Origin of the sequence: Microvirga sp. KLBC 81 (assembly GCF_003075415.1) — a bacterium.
Lineage (GTDB): Bacteria > Pseudomonadota > Alphaproteobacteria > Rhizobiales > Beijerinckiaceae > Microvirga.
Window position 1 is genome coordinate 1 of the sequence record NZ_QDAH01000099.1, and the last position, 15,322, is coordinate 15,322.

General features: G+C 65.8%; 15 protein-coding genes. 7 read left to right on the top strand and 8 right to left on the bottom strand.

The window, feature by feature from the left end:
• Window positions 1–74: 74 nt before the first annotated feature.
• The 7 genes from DC522_RS37010 to DC522_RS29140 form a co-directional block, all read right to left on the bottom strand.
• Window positions 75–2,951, bottom strand: a complete 2,877-nt coding sequence (locus tag DC522_RS37010) for an SH3 domain-containing protein (RefSeq protein WP_116532011.1) — start codon at window positions 2,949–2,951, stop codon at window positions 75–77.
• 124 nt (window positions 2,952–3,075) lie between these two features.
• Window positions 3,076–3,840 carry a hypothetical protein gene (locus DC522_RS29115; protein ID WP_116532012.1) on the bottom strand — a complete coding sequence of 255 codons (765 nt, stop codon included), beginning with the start codon at window positions 3,838–3,840 and terminating at the stop codon, window positions 3,076–3,078.
• 687 nt (window positions 3,841–4,527) lie between these two features.
• Entirely contained in the window at window positions 4,528–4,962 is a 435-nt protein-coding gene (locus DC522_RS29120) for a potassium channel family protein (RefSeq protein ID WP_116532013.1), read from the bottom strand.
• Window positions 4,963–4,972: 10 nt separating this feature from the next.
• On the bottom strand, window positions 4,973–6,139 hold the full coding sequence (cax, locus tag DC522_RS29125; protein ID WP_116532014.1) for a calcium/proton exchanger: 1,167 nt from the start codon (window positions 6,137–6,139) through the stop codon (window positions 4,973–4,975).
• A complete protein-coding gene (locus DC522_RS29130; RefSeq protein WP_245444663.1) occupies window positions 6,103–7,326 on the bottom strand; it encodes an alpha/beta hydrolase in 1,224 nt (407 codons plus the stop codon). The genes cax and DC522_RS29130 overlap by 37 nt, the downstream gene beginning before the upstream one ends.
• 4 nt (window positions 7,327–7,330) lie before the next feature.
• Window positions 7,331–7,798 (bottom strand): hypothetical protein, encoded by a 468-nt coding sequence (locus DC522_RS29135; protein ID WP_116532016.1) that lies wholly within the window; start codon window positions 7,796–7,798, stop codon window positions 7,331–7,333.
• 233 nt (window positions 7,799–8,031) lie between these two features.
• Window positions 8,032–9,105: an AraC family transcriptional regulator gene (locus tag DC522_RS29140; RefSeq protein ID WP_116532017.1), complete on the bottom strand. Its 1,074-nt coding sequence runs from the start codon at window positions 9,103–9,105 to the stop codon at window positions 8,032–8,034.
• Between the two features lie 265 nt (window positions 9,106–9,370).
• On the opposite strand from DC522_RS29140, the gene DC522_RS29145 reads away from it, so the two are divergent.
• From DC522_RS29145 to DC522_RS29160, 4 genes are all read left to right on the top strand, one after another.
• The gene (locus tag DC522_RS29145) at window positions 9,371–9,970 is read left to right on the top strand and encodes a hypothetical protein (RefSeq protein ID WP_116532018.1); all 600 of its coding nucleotides are present in this window, start codon (window positions 9,371–9,373) and stop codon (window positions 9,968–9,970) included.
• Window positions 9,971–10,196: 226 nt separating this feature from the next.
• Window positions 10,197–10,757, top strand: a complete 561-nt coding sequence (locus DC522_RS29150) for a hypothetical protein (RefSeq protein WP_245444664.1) — start codon at window positions 10,197–10,199, stop codon at window positions 10,755–10,757.
• Between the two features lie 27 nt (window positions 10,758–10,784).
• Window positions 10,785–11,441, top strand: a complete 657-nt coding sequence (locus tag DC522_RS29155; protein ID WP_245444665.1) for a L,D-transpeptidase — start codon at window positions 10,785–10,787, stop codon at window positions 11,439–11,441.
• 67 nt (window positions 11,442–11,508) lie between these two features.
• Complete coding sequence (locus DC522_RS29160; protein WP_116532025.1) at window positions 11,509–12,546, top strand: amino acid ABC transporter substrate-binding protein; 1,038 nt, start codon at window positions 11,509–11,511, stop codon at window positions 12,544–12,546.
• Window positions 12,547–12,839: 293 nt separating this feature from the next.
• Here DC522_RS29160 and DC522_RS29165 read toward each other — a convergent pair whose 3' ends face one another.
• On the bottom strand, window positions 12,840–13,109 hold the full coding sequence (locus DC522_RS29165) for a hypothetical protein (RefSeq protein ID WP_116532019.1): 270 nt from the start codon (window positions 13,107–13,109) through the stop codon (window positions 12,840–12,842).
• A 323-nt stretch (window positions 13,110–13,432) separates the two neighbouring features.
• Between DC522_RS29165 and DC522_RS29170 the strand changes: the two genes are divergently transcribed.
• From DC522_RS29170 to DC522_RS29180, 3 genes are all read left to right on the top strand, one after another.
• Complete coding sequence (locus tag DC522_RS29170; RefSeq protein WP_116532020.1) at window positions 13,433–14,041, top strand: Spy/CpxP family protein refolding chaperone; 609 nt, start codon at window positions 13,433–13,435, stop codon at window positions 14,039–14,041.
• Window positions 14,028–14,285, top strand: coding sequence for a hypothetical protein (locus DC522_RS29175; RefSeq protein WP_116532021.1), 258 nt, complete (start codon window positions 14,028–14,030; stop codon window positions 14,283–14,285). The genes DC522_RS29170 and DC522_RS29175 overlap by 14 nt, the downstream gene beginning before the upstream one ends.
• Before the next feature lie 139 nt (window positions 14,286–14,424).
• Window positions 14,425–15,180, top strand: a complete 756-nt coding sequence (locus tag DC522_RS29180; RefSeq protein ID WP_133239401.1) for an extensin family protein — start codon at window positions 14,425–14,427, stop codon at window positions 15,178–15,180.
• Window positions 15,181–15,322 lie beyond the last annotated feature (142 nt).

Below are 15,322 nucleotides of genomic sequence, written 5' to 3' on the forward strand. Positions count from 1 at the left end.
GAGAGCCAAGATGAGTGAATCACGAAGCCGCCACACCGCATAGCCCCAACGATTCCGTCAGAACTGCCGTTGCTCTAGCGGCGACCACCTCCGCGGCCTCCAAACCCGCCGCCGCGGAAGCCCCCTCCCCCTCCAAAGCCTCCCGGTGGTCTGAAGCTGCGCTGTGCTGAGAAGGATGCCGGGCGGCGCGAGAATTGCGCCGATGGCGGCCGGTAGACCTGCCGGCTGGCAATCTGGCGCTGGTTTCCAAGATTCCGGGCCTGGACATCCCGCGTCAGGTTCGATGGCAGGGGCTGGCTGACGGCCGGACGCGACGCCGTCAGGCGCTGTTGTGCTGGGGGGCGGGGCTTTGCCGCTGGACGCTGCTGCGCCACCTGGCGCTCCTTTGCCGCCGGACGTTGCTGAACCGGGCGCTGCTGTGATGCCGGCCGTTGCTGGGCCGCCGTCTGCTCCTGCTTGACCGGGCGCGATGACGCCGATGGACGCTGCTGGGCCCTTGAGCGTTGTTGCGCTTGGCGCTCTCCAGCCGGGCGTTGCGCCGCCCGCTCCTGCACCCGCTCCCGACCAGTGCCGCCTTCAGCACGGTCCCGGCGGGTCTGTTCGCCGCCCGCCGCCAACCGCTGGCCAAGAGCCGCGCCTGCGGCACCGGCCGCGCCCGCTCCCGCGAGCTCACCAAGCCGCTCCCCTGTGCCCCGCTCCTGCAACCGCCCGCGCGCCTCAGGCGAGAGGCCTTCGCGTCCTTCGCCGCGTTGGAGAAGCTCCCGTGGTTCCGGCCGGGCCACGTCCTGCCAGCCGCCATCCCAGCGCTGCCAACCATCGCCGGTGTTGCGGTAGACGTTGCCGTCCCGGCCAGCATAGATGTCACCGCGCCGGCCCTCGCGGATGAATCCCTGCCCGTTCGAGGTGTTCCAGCGCAGCGACGAGCCGCCCGTGGCGGTGTCCCGTGCCGTCACCCGCGCCCACTCCGATCCGCGTTTGACCCCGGCCGACTTCCACGCGCCATAAACATTGCGTCCACCGGCGATGTACCCTGCCCCATCCGTGCGTGGATTGTAGGCCCCAACGAAGCCGGCCGATCCCCGCGGACCCCAAGCCGCGCCGGCACGGCCGTAGGTGCCCGTAGCCGGGTTCCAGGTCCGCGCTCCCGCGATGCCTCTGTACGGGCCGTACGCGTAGCCGTACCGTCCGTACATTCCTCGGATCGGGTTGTAGTATGCGCCGAGGCCCCAGGTGACCGGCCGCGGGTAGTAGATCGGGTAGGCATAGCCTGGCCAGCTGTACCAGTACGGCGGGTAATACCAGCCGGTGCCGTAGATGTAGGTGCCCCACGCCAGGAAGCCAGACAGGTAGCCCATGGTGTAGCCGTACCAGACCGCGTCCGGCTCAGTGTCGTACACCCGAACGTAGGTGGCATTGTAGACCGGCGAGGAAGGCGGAATCGCATAGATGGCGTCAGGCACCTCGCGCACGAGCTGCCACGGGCCGTTCGGGCTGTCGGACACGAACCAGACGCCGTCCTGAAGCAGGAAGCATCGGTCACCAACCCGGATAATGGTGTCGGTCGTATTGGTCGCATAGGAAAGATCGGTTGTCTCGATGGGCGCGAATTGGGCTTCCCCGGCGTAAGTGACCGTCGGCGTAATGGAGCCGGTTTCGACCCTTGCGGTGGTGGGGATGCTGGCCTTGAGCCGCGCCTCCGCGGCCTCCGATGTTCCGGGCACGGACGCGCGCACGGCGTAATACGGAGCGTCCTCGGGAAGGTTCCGGAAGTCGGCGGGCAGATCGGGCGTGGCGAACGTCCACGGGCCCTCCTCCAATGACGGCGCGCGGAACCAGCGGCCCGACAGGAGCACGTACCATTGCCTTCCGGCCTTGTCGAAGAAGACGTCCGACTCGGTGTTCGAGGCCCACTGGAGCGAGGTCCTGGGCACGTCCTGGAGCGCAGGCTGCCCGTTGAACAGGAGCATCTCGGCCGGTGCATCCGTAGTGATGATCTTGGGCGCCTTGCCCTCCTGATATGGCTCCGGCGGAACAGCTGCGCGGGCATCGGCCCAGTTGCCGTCATCAGGCAGTTCCTTCAGCAGTGCAGGCAACTCGGTGATGGGCATCCACGGACCGCCGATCGTGCTCGCCGTCAGCCAATGGGTGTCGTCCCGCAGGTAAAGGGCGCCGCCCTCATCGATCCGGAACAGATCCCAATTGGTGTTGACCACGAAGGACAGGCCCACCTTGCCCTTGACGGGCGCAAAGGCGGCCTCACCGTCGGTCTGGACCAGGATTGCTGGCGTGGTCGAGACGAGGATCCGCGGCGGATCGGCCTTGAGCCCGGCCACGTCGGTCATGCGCTTCTGCTCGGCGAGGCTGGCCGTCACCCGCGCCTCGGCGACCGTGATCGGACCGGTCGGCAGGAGCTTGCCGGTCTCCACCGAGAGCGCCCTCAGGTCGTCGCGATCAAGCCCTGAGAAGTTGAGTTGGGTGACCGCAATGTCGCTGATGACGATCTCGCCCGCGTCCTCGTCGTAGGAGGTTGCACCCTTGAGCCCGATTACGCCGAACACCGGATTGGCGTTCGGCGCCTTCACGTATTCGGCCGCCACCAAGGCCTCGATGGTCTTGAAGTCGGCCCACTCGGTGAACTGCGGCTGGAAGAGCACCATCCGGCCCTCGCCGATCTCGTAGGCGCGGGGCCAGCCCTCGGGATCCCTGCTCTCCTCCAGGTAACGCCCGCTGACGAAACCACGTTGTCCCTTCACCATGACAGCGCACCAGCTGCCGGATTCCTCACACTCGCCGATATCGACCGCCGTGCCGGCCGGCAGGGTCTGGATCGAGGAGAAGTTCGTGCCGGGACCTGAGCGGAAGTTGACGCTGGTGGTGGTCACTCCCGGAGCGGCGAGCGCCGGCGTTGTTGCGATGATCGGAACGAGCGCGAACGCGATGACCTTTCGCATCAGGGCACTCCTACAATGCTCAACGTCGGGAACTTCCCGACGTTGAGGGCTCAATTCTTCAACGCCTCCGGCCCCGAACCCGAAGGATCACCCGGGCCGATGACGACCTCTCGGCATCAGAGGATCACTGCACGGTACCGCGGGACCGGCCACCCGGGATGCTGCAGGAGCATCCGGTTCCAATCGGCGCCGAACTCGTCAGAGCGCAGGTCCGGACCGGGGTTACGCAATATCCACCAGAGGCTGATGCCACCGGCGTCTGATAGGTGGAGTACGGATAGCCGTAGTACGGATAGTTGTAGTACGGGTACGTGGCCGCCGCCCCGATCAGCGCCCCCGTGGCCAGACCCCAGCCATAGTACGGATAATTGCTATAGTACCTGCGGTAGTAGGGGTAGCGCCCGCCATAGGGATACCGCCCACTGTAGTACCGATAGCGCCCACCATAGTACGGATAGCGCGAGCCCCAGGAGCCCGATGGACGTACGCCGTACCGCCAATCACCACGGTTGCCAAAGCGGTTGTCGAAGCGCGGGTCGAAGCGGCCGCCCGGATTGCTGATTGCAGCTTGGCGCAAGCCTCCGGCTCCGGGGCTGATGCCGGCCATCCGGCCTGGTGCGCCGGGCCGGGCAGCAATCGCCCCAGTGCGGAAGCCGCTGCCTGTTCCAACGCGGGGCCCGCCCATGCCGCCCCGAGGCGGCATCCACATCCTCGGTCCCCCGATGCTACCGCCGCCCATGCGGGCGCCGCCGCCGAGGCCACCGCTCATGCGAGGGCCTCCGCCACCAAAGCCACCGCCGCGACCGCGGCCAGGCTGGGCATCGGCAGTATCTGGAATGAGGAAAGCGCTCGCCGCAAGAACGCCCAGGGCCAAGAGAAGCTTGTTCATCGCGATCCTCCCTCTTCGACAGGTGCACAACACGGATCCAGGCAGGCTGCCTGGAGTGAGACACATTGTGATCGCTTTTGGAGGATGTGCTTGATCGTCTGGGACAAGCGCTTGGCATTTTGCGACGAAAAGCCATGTGATGCCCCTCGCTGTAACCGGGGCGTTCGTCATGAGAAACCGGGTTGTCGGGTTTTCAGGGCGCCAGACAGGTGCGGCTCGGAGGCGGCTCGTCAGCCCTTTGATCCTTTGACGCCATGGGCTCCCGAACCGCAGATTGGTCGCTCTGGAACGAGGTGGGATGATATCAGTGGATCGTGAGATGCTGAGACAGACCCTCAGCGCATCGTTGAAAGCGGAAAAGTGGACCCGGTTTTCCGCTTTCAACGATGCGCTCCTCCAGGGATTGAGCATCGGACCCAAAAGTGCGAATCCACTTTTGGGTCCGATGCTCTAGCGAACTCGTGAGGCTGAAGGGCAGCGCGGACAACCCGACGCGCTTCCTCGTCCTGCTCTACAGCTCCGCCCTGAGTGAATGGAGAACTCGGCGTGGGTCGACACAAGCTCAACAAGCTGGTTTACATCCGGACCGCCTCTATCGTTGTGGCGCTCCCATGGAGAACCTGCCCATAGCGCATCGCTCCATTCCGGCGATAAGAATGCACCATCAAACCCTGGGATCAAACACGATCACGGTTCGCCCTTTTGATCGCGGCTGCGCATGGCCTGCCGCAGCACCTCGAAGATGACCGCGGTCGACCAGCCAAACAGCAGCACGCCGTTCATCGCCGCCATCGGGCCAAGCAGGCGCCAGCGCTCCACCGGCACGACATCGCCATAGCCAAGCGTCGTGTAGTTGACGAACGCGAAGTACAGCATGTCGGCTCCGGCAGGAGCGGCATCCAGGATTGTATAGGCGAGAGACCACGCGATCACCTCGGCCACATGTGCAATCATCAGTACCCCAACGGTCGCAACCATGGCGGCAGCGAGCCAGACCTGGGGCCGGCGGTGCTCCCATTTCAGGGCGCGGCGGGCGGTGCCCACGACGGTTGCCATCACGACCGCATGGATGGCGATGTTGCCCAGGCTGACGACCCCGCCGAGGAGAAGCTGTCGCAGCATGATCCGTGCCCTACGGCGTGGTGGCCGGGATCAGGTAAAGGATAGCTGCGATGATGAGATAAAGGGCCAGCAGTTGGGCTCCCTTGAACCAGTTGGCCTGGCCCGCCGTCGCGACGGTCGCCCCGAGCAGCACCGCCCCGAACAGCATCCACATCTCGGCTTGCGAGAACACCAACCGGAACTGCGGCTGCCCCATAATCGGTGCGACCAACACCAGGATAGGGGCCACGAACAACGCGATCTGCACACAGCTTCCCAGAGCGATGCCGATGCTGAGATCGGGACGGTTGGCCCGGCCCATGGCGATGGCCGACCCGGACTCGGCCGCGCCGCCGACGAGCGCGAGCACGATCACGCCCATGAACACCTGCGACATGCCCAGCGAGTGCCCGGCCTGCTCGGCGGCCCCGACGAGGATCTCGCTCATCCACGCCGCGCCGAGAGAGGCGACCAGCAACGTCGTGATGCCTCGGGGGAGACCGGGATGCTCACCCGTGTCCTCGTTTGACGCCGGCACATTCAGTTCAGTGAAGGTCTCCGGATGGGTTTTCAGGGAATAGAGCAGGAACAGCCCGTAGAGGCCGAGCAGGACGACGGCCACGACGAGATCCAGGGTGGCATGCACGCCCAGGTGGGGTTCTGCTTCGAGGGCGCGGTGGAACGCGCTCGGCAGCGCCAGGCTGATCCAAGCCAGCACCATGATCGAGGAGTAGGTCCGCACCGCATCCGGGTTGTATTTCTGGCTGTGGTGGCGCAGGCCGCCGAGCAGGAAGGAGAAGCCAAGGGCCGCCAGCAGGTTGGCAAGCAGCGCCCCGACAATCGACGCCCGCACCATCTCCAGGAGGCCGGCGCGGAGGGCGGCCATGGCGATGATCAGCTCCGGCAGGTTGCCGAAGGTGGCGTTGAGCAGCCCTCCAATCGTGGCGCCGGTGTGGGCGGCGACCTGCTCGGTTCCCTGGACGATGAGCTTGGCGAACGGCACGATGGCCAGGGCGGCACAGAAGAAGACCACGCCGGCAGGAACAGTTCCGGCGTGGTCGAGAATGGCGGCAACGGGCGCAAGGATCAGGAGCCACAGGAGGGATGGAAGAAGTTTGGCAGAGCAACAAGCCTCCCGATCACCATTGAAGAAACCGAGGCTTAAGGCGCCACGGCATCCGAAGCCGCCTGCCCCAATTCCTCGACATGGGCTCCGAGGCTTTGCCGGGTTTGCGGATCGACGACCGCCACCGGAGCCGACACAGCCAGCCCTGCGGCTGTTCCGACGGCCGTGGCCGCACCTGCGGTCACCTGAATGATGCGATCCCCCAGCCCGACGCGCGAATCTGTCACCGTCTGCCCCTCAGCCAACCGCTTCCCGATAAGCTGGACGACCTCGGGGCTCTCCGCGAACTTGCCGTGATTGAGGGGATCACCGGCCTTGAGCTTGGTGAGGTCGAGCACCGTGACATCCGCCCGTTCGAGCTGTGTCCGGTAAGGCTCCTGATCGGGGTTGATGGCCCCTAGCCGGGCCACGCTGCCCCACACGCGCCGGGAGACGGCAAGCGCCCGGTCGTCCTGCGAGACGAACAGAGTGAACGAGGGACGGTTCGGCCTCGGCCCCATGTCCACGATCGCCTCTCTAGCGAGATCGACATCGACATCGGGCGCCGCGAGAAGGACGTTGCGGATCTTCGGCGCGACCCGCCCGTCCCGGATGGCCATCTGGCGCAGGGTCTCGAGGGCGAGCGAATTGCCCATGGAATGCGCCAGGATCGAGATTTCGCCGACTGACGGATCGCGCGAGATGGCCTTCAGCAGGCTCTCCAGAGCGTTGCGGGAATAGGCCGTGCTCTCGCGGTCGTAGCCATAGGCCAGCACGCTCCCGCGCGAGGGCCAAGTGAACAGGATCGGCACGACGGGGGCACCGGAGTCGTGCACGATCTGGGCGAAGCGGAAGACGGCGTCCTCGAAGCGGTTGTTGAAGCCGTGAATGAACACCAACACCTGCCGCTTGGGGACGGTGCGCAGGGTCCGGTGAAACCAGGCGAGCGCCTGATCCCGACCGATCACGTCAGCCTTGAGGGTCACGAAGTCCGTGGCCGGGTTGCCAGGCACCTGCCGCGGCCACTGCACCTCGCCGACCTGCCGGGCAGCCTCGGGCGGGATCGAGACCGTGATGTTGGCGAAGGCCGCTGTCGGCCCCCGGTCGCCGGAGAACAGCTCCGCCGGATCCGTCCGCTTGCGGGTGGTCGCGACCAGCATGTCGACCTTGCTCGCTCCCGGAACCGATGCGCTCACGGGCACCAGCACGCCCTTGAGGCTGGCACAGGCGCCGAGGGGCGGGAGGAGAGCGAGGACCAGTAGGCTGCGAAGCACGGCCATCGGCTCATCGGAGCTGGATGCGGACGGCATCGGCCCCGGCGGCCAGCATCAGGCCCTCGCGCTTCGTGCGCAGCCGCAGGACGACGCCCTTGTCGTTTTGCAGCCAGAGCCGGCCGTCACCCTGGCTTGCCAGGGCCCAGCCCAGGCGTACCTGCCCGTAGACACCCTCCAGATCCGAGACCCGGGTGAGCTGGTAGACGTCGCCGGTCGCCTTGATCTTCGAGGCGCCGATGCCGCCGACGCCGAGGCCGTTGATCGTGAAGGGATAGGAACGCCCGCGAAAGACCAGCGTCCCGCCGCCCACGGCCGCGCTGCCGATGAAGGCGAGCTGGGCCTGGTCGATGGAGACCCGGCCCACGGGCCGCGGCGTGGGTGCCGGTTGCGCGCCAGCCTGCGATGTCATCGTTACCGTCATGCCGACGATCACGAGAGCCTGACAGGCTTTCACGCCGATTCCGCACAGTCCTTGCATCAGTGCCTCCTTGAGCAGCCTTGGGCCAAGCAGCCTTGGGCCAAGTTGGGGATGGCGTCCGGCCAACCGCAGGTGCCTTGTCCAGATCAGGTATTGCTGGCGAGATGGTTGGAGGCCCGCATGGTGGCGAGCCCTGGTTCCCCTGCTTTTGGGGTTACTCTAGCTCGGCCGGCGGGCTGTGCTTGACCGACGGGGACAATCGCTTGACAGTTTTGGCCGCCCGCAGGTCAACCCTAACCGTTGGCGGCGCGCCAGGCGGTGGGTGTTTGGCCCGACCAGCGCCGGAAGGCGCGGGTGAAGGCGCTGGCCTCGGAATAGCCGAGGGCCGCTGCAATCTGCCCCAGCGGCACCTCGGTGTCCTCCAGCAACTGGCGCGCGATCTCGAAGCGGGTCTCGTTGGCGATCGCCCGAAAGCCCATGCCGCCGCCTTGCAGGCGCCGGCTCAAGGTGCGCCGGTGCATCGCCAGCAGATCGGCAATATCCTCCGCCGAACAGCGGTTGCTCGTCAGCCGCGTGCGCAGCAGACGCCGGATGTCGTCCGACAGTGCGGAGCCCTGAGCGCGTTTCATCTGCTGGACCCTATCCTCCAGCAGGGCGCGCATCACGGGATCGGCGCCGGCAATCCGCTGGTCCAGGTCCTGGGCCCGGAATACGAGGGTTGCGGTCTCGTGGTTGAACCGCGCCGGGGCGCGGAAGTGGCGCCGGTACGGCTCGGCATCCGCAGGAGCGAGTCTGGGCACCAGGATCTCGGTCGGGTTCCAGGTCGGCCCGCACAAGGTCCGCAGGATGTTGACGACCACGCCGAGGGCTGCGTCGAGGACTTGCTGCACGCCTGTGCTCTCTGCCTGGTAGGTCGCAAACGTGAGCAAGGCCGTGCCGTCGCTGAGCGTCAGCGAAGGGACCACCGCCCGGTCGTGGAGGCTCAGGTGCGCCACCAGCGTCCGCAAGGCATCGCCGACCGTGTCCGAGTGCTGCATCAGGCGTCCGACCAGGCCCAGCGACAGGATGCTCGCACGCCAGCCGACCAGGAGCCCGAAATGGGGACAGTTCGTGCGGGCCACGCACAGGGCATACAGCCGGCCCAGGGCCGCAAACGGGATCACGCTCATCCCGTCATCGAACAGGCGCGGGTCGAGCCCTGCCTCCCGGATGAGCGGGTCGGGATCAAGGCCGAACTCGCGCAGGGTTGGAACGATCTCCTTGGAGACGCCCAGGTGAATGTAGCCCGGAGGCGTCGGGCCGGCTGGTGGTCTGGATGAGCTACGCTGTAGGACGGCACTCGCGGACGGAAGCACAATGTCGTTCATCGTCGTCGCCCCTCGTGGAGTTCTGAGAATTATCGCACGGCCCACAAGGTCGGCGTGGCCGAACACGCAGAATTGATCCGCAAAAAGTTAACGTAGGTAAATGGACGACTGGGGCAAGTGCGGAACAAACCTACCCCTTTTTCCCTCACGCGGTGCAGCCAGGCTGTTTCCTTTTACCAGCCTCGCGCGATTATAGATGGAAGTGATCGCCCCGGACCTTTTGGTCCCACAACGGGCAAAGGGAGGCCCTTTCGGGAAGCGCGGCATGAGCACGGCAGAACACGATCACCGCACCGGGCCAGATCCCTCGGACGGCATGATCCGAGCGGCGGGTCTGCGTCTTGAAAAAACGAGAATGTCGCTTGAAAGGGCAGAAAAAGCCATCGCGAGATCCTATCAGGCCATCGAACGGTCACGCGAGCTTTTGGTTGGCACGCTCGGTGTCTATCCCTCAGGAGCCGGGATGCCAGCCCCTGCTCCGCAAACCATTATCATCAGGGCCTCCACCCCGTTTGTTTCCCAGCCGGTTCTCGACAGGGCCGATGAGGAATTCCGGCGCGCGGAGCTGGAGTATGGCCGGGCGCTTCTTGGCCTGAGCCGCGTCTGGGACAAGCTGGAGGCCAGCCTGACGGACGACCTGTTCCGCGAGGAGGAGGCGGCGAAGGCGATCTATGATCGCAGCGTAGCGCGCCTGCGCGAGCGAGAGGCCCAATGGTTTGCCTTGCAAGAAGCCTTGGCGGCGGAGCAGGAGGCAATGCTGTTGGGCCCCCCGCCGCGCACAGGTGAACCGATGGATGAACTGATGGAGCAACATCCTTGTTGCCGCGGCCTTCCCATCTCCCGGCCCGTTCTCTCATCCAGGTGAAGCCCGTCCCGCGCGTCATCCCTGTCCCGAACTGCGAAGCGATCGTCTCGAAGTGTCAAGCAGGGTGACTTGGAGCGCCCTAGCGTCTTCGTCTCCCGGGCGGAAGAAGCGCGGGTGCAGCAAGGGGATGCAGACATCGCGGAAGATACCCCCCGCACGCGCATGCCGCGCGGACGCGGAGGGCCGAACCAACGCTGGCTGCGGGCACGAGTGCGGGGAACGGGACATGTCACCTCTACAACCGGGCGCTGAAGCCAGCATCAGCCGAACGGGGGACGGGCGCGAATTGACCTCCGCAGCCTCCCGGCCCGCTTCGCCGCACAAGGGAGCTCGTTCTGGATGTGCTCTCGCTGCCATCGTCGCGCTTGCGGTGGCGGGTTGCACCCTCACCTCGAGCGAGGCGCCTTCGTCCGCCGCTGTCGAAGCCCCCGCGGCCTTTGCGCGCGAGCGCCTGATCGGGCGATGGGGCGTCGCCTCCTTCCACACCGACAAGGACCGCACGAGGACGGAGCGCGAGGCCAAAACCCAGTGCAGCCTTCCCTACACGATCGCCAAGGGACCCACCGATGGCGTGATGATGCATGTCGCCGATGACTCGAAGCTGCACGAGCTCAGGCTCAAGGGCGATGCGGCGGGCCGGACCTATCTCGGCTTCGAGGCCCCTCCGGGCGACCCGCAGGACCGCGAGATCCTCTCCGCCACGGACAATCTCATCATCATGCGCTTCGTCGATCCGGACGCGAACCGGAGATACGGCACGTTCGTGTACGTGCGCTGCGGTGCCTGAACGGCGCAAACCCCAGTGGAGGACGGAATGGTGCCGAACCTGCGAGTATTCCACCACGAAGCTGTATCGGCAGGCAGAGCGCTCGCGGCAGCGATCGGGCTTTTGCTTTTAGCCTGTCGTCCTGATCCGGCCGCGGCCCAGGCCGGCGCCCTGCCACCCGCCGACGAGATGCTCCAAATCGATGACGAGCCCGGACGCGTCTCGACCGAAGAGGCCGTCATCAGCGAAGGGCCCTATGCCCGCCAGATGGTGTTTTTCCGCTCCAGCGAGCCGCCCGGCACCCTGGTGATCCATACCTCGGAGCGGTTCGCCTATCTGATCCAGGGCAACAATCGTGCCATGCGCTACGGCATCGGCGTCGGGCGCGAGGGCTTCCAGTGGTCCGGCCTCGTGCGGGTCAGCCGCAAGGCCGAGTGGCCGGACTGGCGTCCCCCACCGGAGATGATCGCCCGCCAGCCCTATCTCCCGCGCTTCATGGCGGGCGGCCCCGGCAACCCGATGGGAGCGCGTGCGCTCTACCTCGGCTCGACGGTATTTCGCATCCACGGCACCAACCAGCCGGAGACAATTGGCCATGCCATCTCGTCCGGCTGCTTCCGGTTGGCCAACGGCGACATCATCGACCTGTACGAGCGGGTGCCGGTCGGCACCAAGGTGGTGGTCCGCCACGGCGCGAGCCTATGAGGGCCCCAAGTCCCCCCAGCACCCTGAACCGGGAACGGGACGCTTTGTGAGATGGAGATCGAGAATGATGTTGAACGCGGCCAGAGCTTATACCCGCTGTGCCTTCGCCGGCATTTCCGCTGTCCTGCTCTGCGCCTTCGCGATGCCGGCTGCGGCCGGAACCCTCGAGACCGTGAAGCAGCGTGGCGTCCTGCAATGCGGCGTCAGCGAAGGCCTGTTCGGGTTCTCGGAACGGGATGAGCAGGGTGAGTGGTCCGGGTTCGACGTCGATTTCTGTCGCGCCGTCGCGGGCGCCATTTTCGACGACCGGGCGAAGGTCGCCTTCGTGCCGCTGTCCGCCAGCGAGAGGTTCGATGCCCTTCGTGCAGGCCGTGTCGACCTGCTCTCCCGCAACTCGACCTGGACCCTGGAACGGGACGCAGGTCTCGGCCTGGCCTTCGCCGGCATCACCTATCATGACGGCCAGGGCTTCATGGTCATGCGGGACCTCAACGCGACGTCGGCATTGGAACTCGACCGCGCCACGGTATGCGTCGAGGGCGGCACGACGAGCCAGCTCAACCTGGGCGACTTCTTCCGCGCCAACTCCATGACCTTCGAGGAGCGTGCGTTCCCAAGTGCCACGGAGGCCCTTCGCGCCTTCGAAGCCGGTCAATGCAAGGTCCTGACGCGAGACCAATCCGCGCTCTATGCGGAGCGCCTGAAGCTCTCTCGCCCGGGCGATGCCGTCATCCTTCCGGATGTGATCTCCAAGGAGCCGCTTGGGCCGGTCACACGCGCCGACGACTTCGCCTGGTTCACGCTCGTGAAGTGGGTGAACTTTGCACTCGTGAATGCGGAGGAGCTCGGCATCTCGTCCCGGAACGCGGCCGAGGCGACGGCGTCGCATAAGCCCGAGGTGCGCCGCTTCACAGGCCTGGAAGGCGGGTTCGGCCGGATGTTGGGGCTCGAGGATACGTGGGCGCTGCGCGCCGTCCGGGCCGCGGGCAACTATGCCGAGATCTACGAGCGCAACCTTGGGGTCGGGTCGCGGCTCGGCATCCCGCGAGGCCTGAACCAGCTCTGGAGCATGGGGGGCGTGCTCTACGCTCCTCCGATCCGGTGACGGTGACGATCACCTTTTTCACCAAATGCCTGTCCATCATGGGAGAGCCGCATGCAGAGCCACCATCTACGACGGCACGTCCTCGCATCGTTTGGAATGTCCCTGATCCTGGTCCCAGTCTCTTGGACTCCGGCAAGCGCAACTCCCCCAGCGCCAAGCCAGTGCTGGTACTACACCAATCCCCAGCGCACTCAGGGCCTCCGGGACGTCTGCCCGCGCTGAGTGCAGGCTTCGCGTGGTCCTCATACGGTGTCAGGCCGGAGGCGGTATCCGAACCGCGCGGGAGAGCGGCATCACTGGAGGAAACGCCGCAGCAGGTGGTGGATCTGATGGTCGAGAGCCTCAGAGAACGGAAGCTCGAAGACCAGCTCATCCGCGGCGTTCATGACCTCGATGGTGCAGCCTCGCGGATTCCGGCCGCAGGCCGTAAGCTCGATCGCGATATCCCGGGCAGCACAAAACGTCTCGAGGTAGACAGTCTTCAGGTCAGGAAATTCGAGCCCAAGCTCGTCGCGGCTCAGTTCCTGGTGAACGCCCCTGATGTGAAAGAAGAACAGAGGCATGACGGCCCTCCCGTTCCTGCACCAGATCACCCACGCCTCTATCATGATCCAACTCGGGGCACCTGCTTGTCCGCTTGGGACAGCCGCTTGGCATTTTATGACCAAGGATCCGTTCGGATCCCTCGGGTGTGACGGCACCTCCCCGTGAAGCGGTCGGGGCGGTCCGCAACCGTCCACGGAGCTCATGAGTGGAGCAACGGTCGGGCAAGTTCATGGCTCGCGCCGGCCGTGTCCCAAACTGCCCACGCGAAGTCCCAACGCATCAAGCAGGCCTAAGGTCCGGACTGTAGGCTGGCGATCTTTCGAACCAGCAGGAGACCGCGATGCGGACGGAAATCATCGGTGCCGTGACGGCCTTGTTCATCAGTGGTGCACCCTTGGCCCATGCACAGCAAGCCACCTCCGGCCCGGGCAGCACGTCCGATAACGGGCGGCTGAGCCAAACTGAGTTCAAGATGCTGACTGATGTTCGAGTCGGGGTGATCAAGGCCGCGCTGCAACTCACGCCGGAGCAGGAGAAACTCTGGCCAGCCGTGGAGGAAGCGATCCGCGCCCGGGCCGAGACGCGCTACCGCCGATTGGCCGCGGTCGAGGAGCGCAGCGGCCAGTGGCGGGAAGTCGATCCGGTGCAGCTTTACCGGCAGCGTGCCGATATCCTGGCGGAACGGGCCGCCGGCCTCAAGAGGCTCGCCGATGCCTGGCAGCCGCTCTACCAGAGCCTCACCCCTGATCAGAAGATGCGACTGCGCCTCGTGACCGTGCATGCCATCGAGGGCTGCGGGCTACGGCGGAGAACCGCCGTATGGAGCTGTATGACGAGGACGACATCGACTTTTCACAATGACCCCGGCGGGCCGGCGTTGGAACGAGCGGCTCCGGATGGTCGCGACGAATGCTCCCTTTGGATGGAGGATGGCCATGGTTCGCATTGAATGCCTGTACCGTACTGGGCTGGCGCTGGCCACGCTCGTCGCCTTTTCCATGGCCGCGGAACCTGCCAACGCGGTCGTCTACTGCAAGACGGTCGGCGTGCCGAAGGGCTGTGTTGCGCGGCCGGTCGCGCCCGTGGCCCGCCGTGCCGTGGTGACACCCGGTGTCGGCGCCGCGGGCGTCGGGATCCGCCCCGGCACCCCGATGAACCGCGGCGGTCCGGTCAATCGTGTCGGCCGGCGCTGAGAGGTAAGATGCTCGCAGGGCGTGGTTGCCGCGGCACGGCGCTATCTGGCTTACCCCAATCGGCTTCGGAAGCCATTGGCCAAGGAACCGAACCGAAGCGCGGCTGTTGCATTGCTCCCTGAGCTACACGAGGTTCAGGGTGCGCTCCGGGTTGATGTTTGCCGCTGTTGTGGTCCTGGTGGGAGCCGACGCGGGCACGGCGCAAACCATGCCGCCTCTACCGCCGCCCCGGCCCAGCGACGCGGCCGCACCGGCCTCCCCGCCTGCGCATCCAGCCGAGACGCCGCGGACGACTCCTCAACAGGATCTGTCGCCACCGGCTGTGTCGGAACCTGAACCGTGCCTCACCCAACTCAAAGCCGCGGGGTTCGAAGTCGAGGCTGTGGAGCACCCGGCTGCTTCAAATGAGTTGTGCCGGATCGAGGCGCCGGTGCGGCTGAAGGCGGTTCCGGTGCCATCCCGGCCTGGCGCCATGGTCCGCCTTGGCGACCAGCCCATCCTGGCCTGCCGGTTCGCCGACAGTTTCGGGCGTTGGCTGGGGGACTTGGTGACACCTGTGGTGGCCGGAAGCCTGAACACAGAATTGAAGAATGTTCGCACCGGGCCGGGATTTGAGTGCCGCAACCGGAACGGGGCCGCGACCGGCAAGCTGTCGGCCCATGCCGAGGGCTTGGCAATCGATATTGTGGGATTTGAACTCGCCAACGGATCAACCCTGCGCATTCAGCCGAAGGGCGACGCCCCTCCGAACCCGGCGCTGACTGCCCTGCGCACCGCCGCCTGTGGCTGGTTCACCACCGTGCTGGGTCCAGGATCCGATGCGGCTCATGCCGACCATCTGCACGTAGATGTGCAGCAGCATGGGTCGAGCAACCGTTATCGCATCTGCCAGTGAAATACCGACTTTGTCATGCCGTCTGAATGCAAGACTTTCACGAGGTCGGAATGTCTGTTGCGGGTCCAGCCTGTGTGGAAACGCGTTGATCTGCTAAGCTGATGTTGATCAGCGGAGGGCCGGATGAAGCGTTTCGTTGAAG

What these genes read in the sequence shown, in the direction of transcription:
- DC522_RS37010 (WP_116532011.1), bottom strand. Translation starts at nt 2,951, where the DNA reads ATGCGAAAGGTCATCGCGTTCGCGCTCGTTCCGATCATCGCAACAACG.
- DC522_RS29115 (WP_116532012.1), bottom strand. Translation starts at nt 3,840, where the DNA reads ATGAACAAGCTTCTCTTGGCCCTGGGCGTTCTTGCGGCGAGCGCTTTC.
- DC522_RS29120 (WP_116532013.1), bottom strand. Translation starts at nt 4,962, where the DNA reads ATGCTGCGACAGCTTCTCCTCGGCGGGGTCGTCAGCCTGGGCAACATC.
- DC522_RS29130 (WP_245444663.1), bottom strand. Translation starts at nt 7,326, where the DNA reads ATGGCCGTGCTTCGCAGCCTACTGGTCCTCGCTCTCCTCCCGCCCCTC.
- DC522_RS29135 (WP_116532016.1), bottom strand. Translation starts at nt 7,798, where the DNA reads ATGCAAGGACTGTGCGGAATCGGCGTGAAAGCCTGTCAGGCTCTCGTG.
- DC522_RS29140 (WP_116532017.1), bottom strand. Translation starts at nt 9,105, where the DNA reads ATGAACGACATTGTGCTTCCGTCCGCGAGTGCCGTCCTACAGCGTAGC.
- DC522_RS29145 (WP_116532018.1), top strand. Translation starts at nt 9,371, where the DNA reads ATGAGCACGGCAGAACACGATCACCGCACCGGGCCAGATCCCTCGGAC.
- DC522_RS29150 (WP_245444664.1), top strand. Translation starts at nt 10,197, where the DNA reads ATGTCACCTCTACAACCGGGCGCTGAAGCCAGCATCAGCCGAACGGGG.
- DC522_RS29155 (WP_245444665.1), top strand. Translation starts at nt 10,785, where the DNA reads ATGGTGCCGAACCTGCGAGTATTCCACCACGAAGCTGTATCGGCAGGC.
- DC522_RS29160 (WP_116532025.1), top strand. Translation starts at nt 11,509, where the DNA reads ATGTTGAACGCGGCCAGAGCTTATACCCGCTGTGCCTTCGCCGGCATT.
- DC522_RS29165 (WP_116532019.1), bottom strand. Translation starts at nt 13,109, where the DNA reads ATGCCTCTGTTCTTCTTTCACATCAGGGGCGTTCACCAGGAACTGAGC.
- DC522_RS29170 (WP_116532020.1), top strand. Translation starts at nt 13,433, where the DNA reads ATGCGGACGGAAATCATCGGTGCCGTGACGGCCTTGTTCATCAGTGGT.
- DC522_RS29175 (WP_116532021.1), top strand. Translation starts at nt 14,028, where the DNA reads ATGGTTCGCATTGAATGCCTGTACCGTACTGGGCTGGCGCTGGCCACG.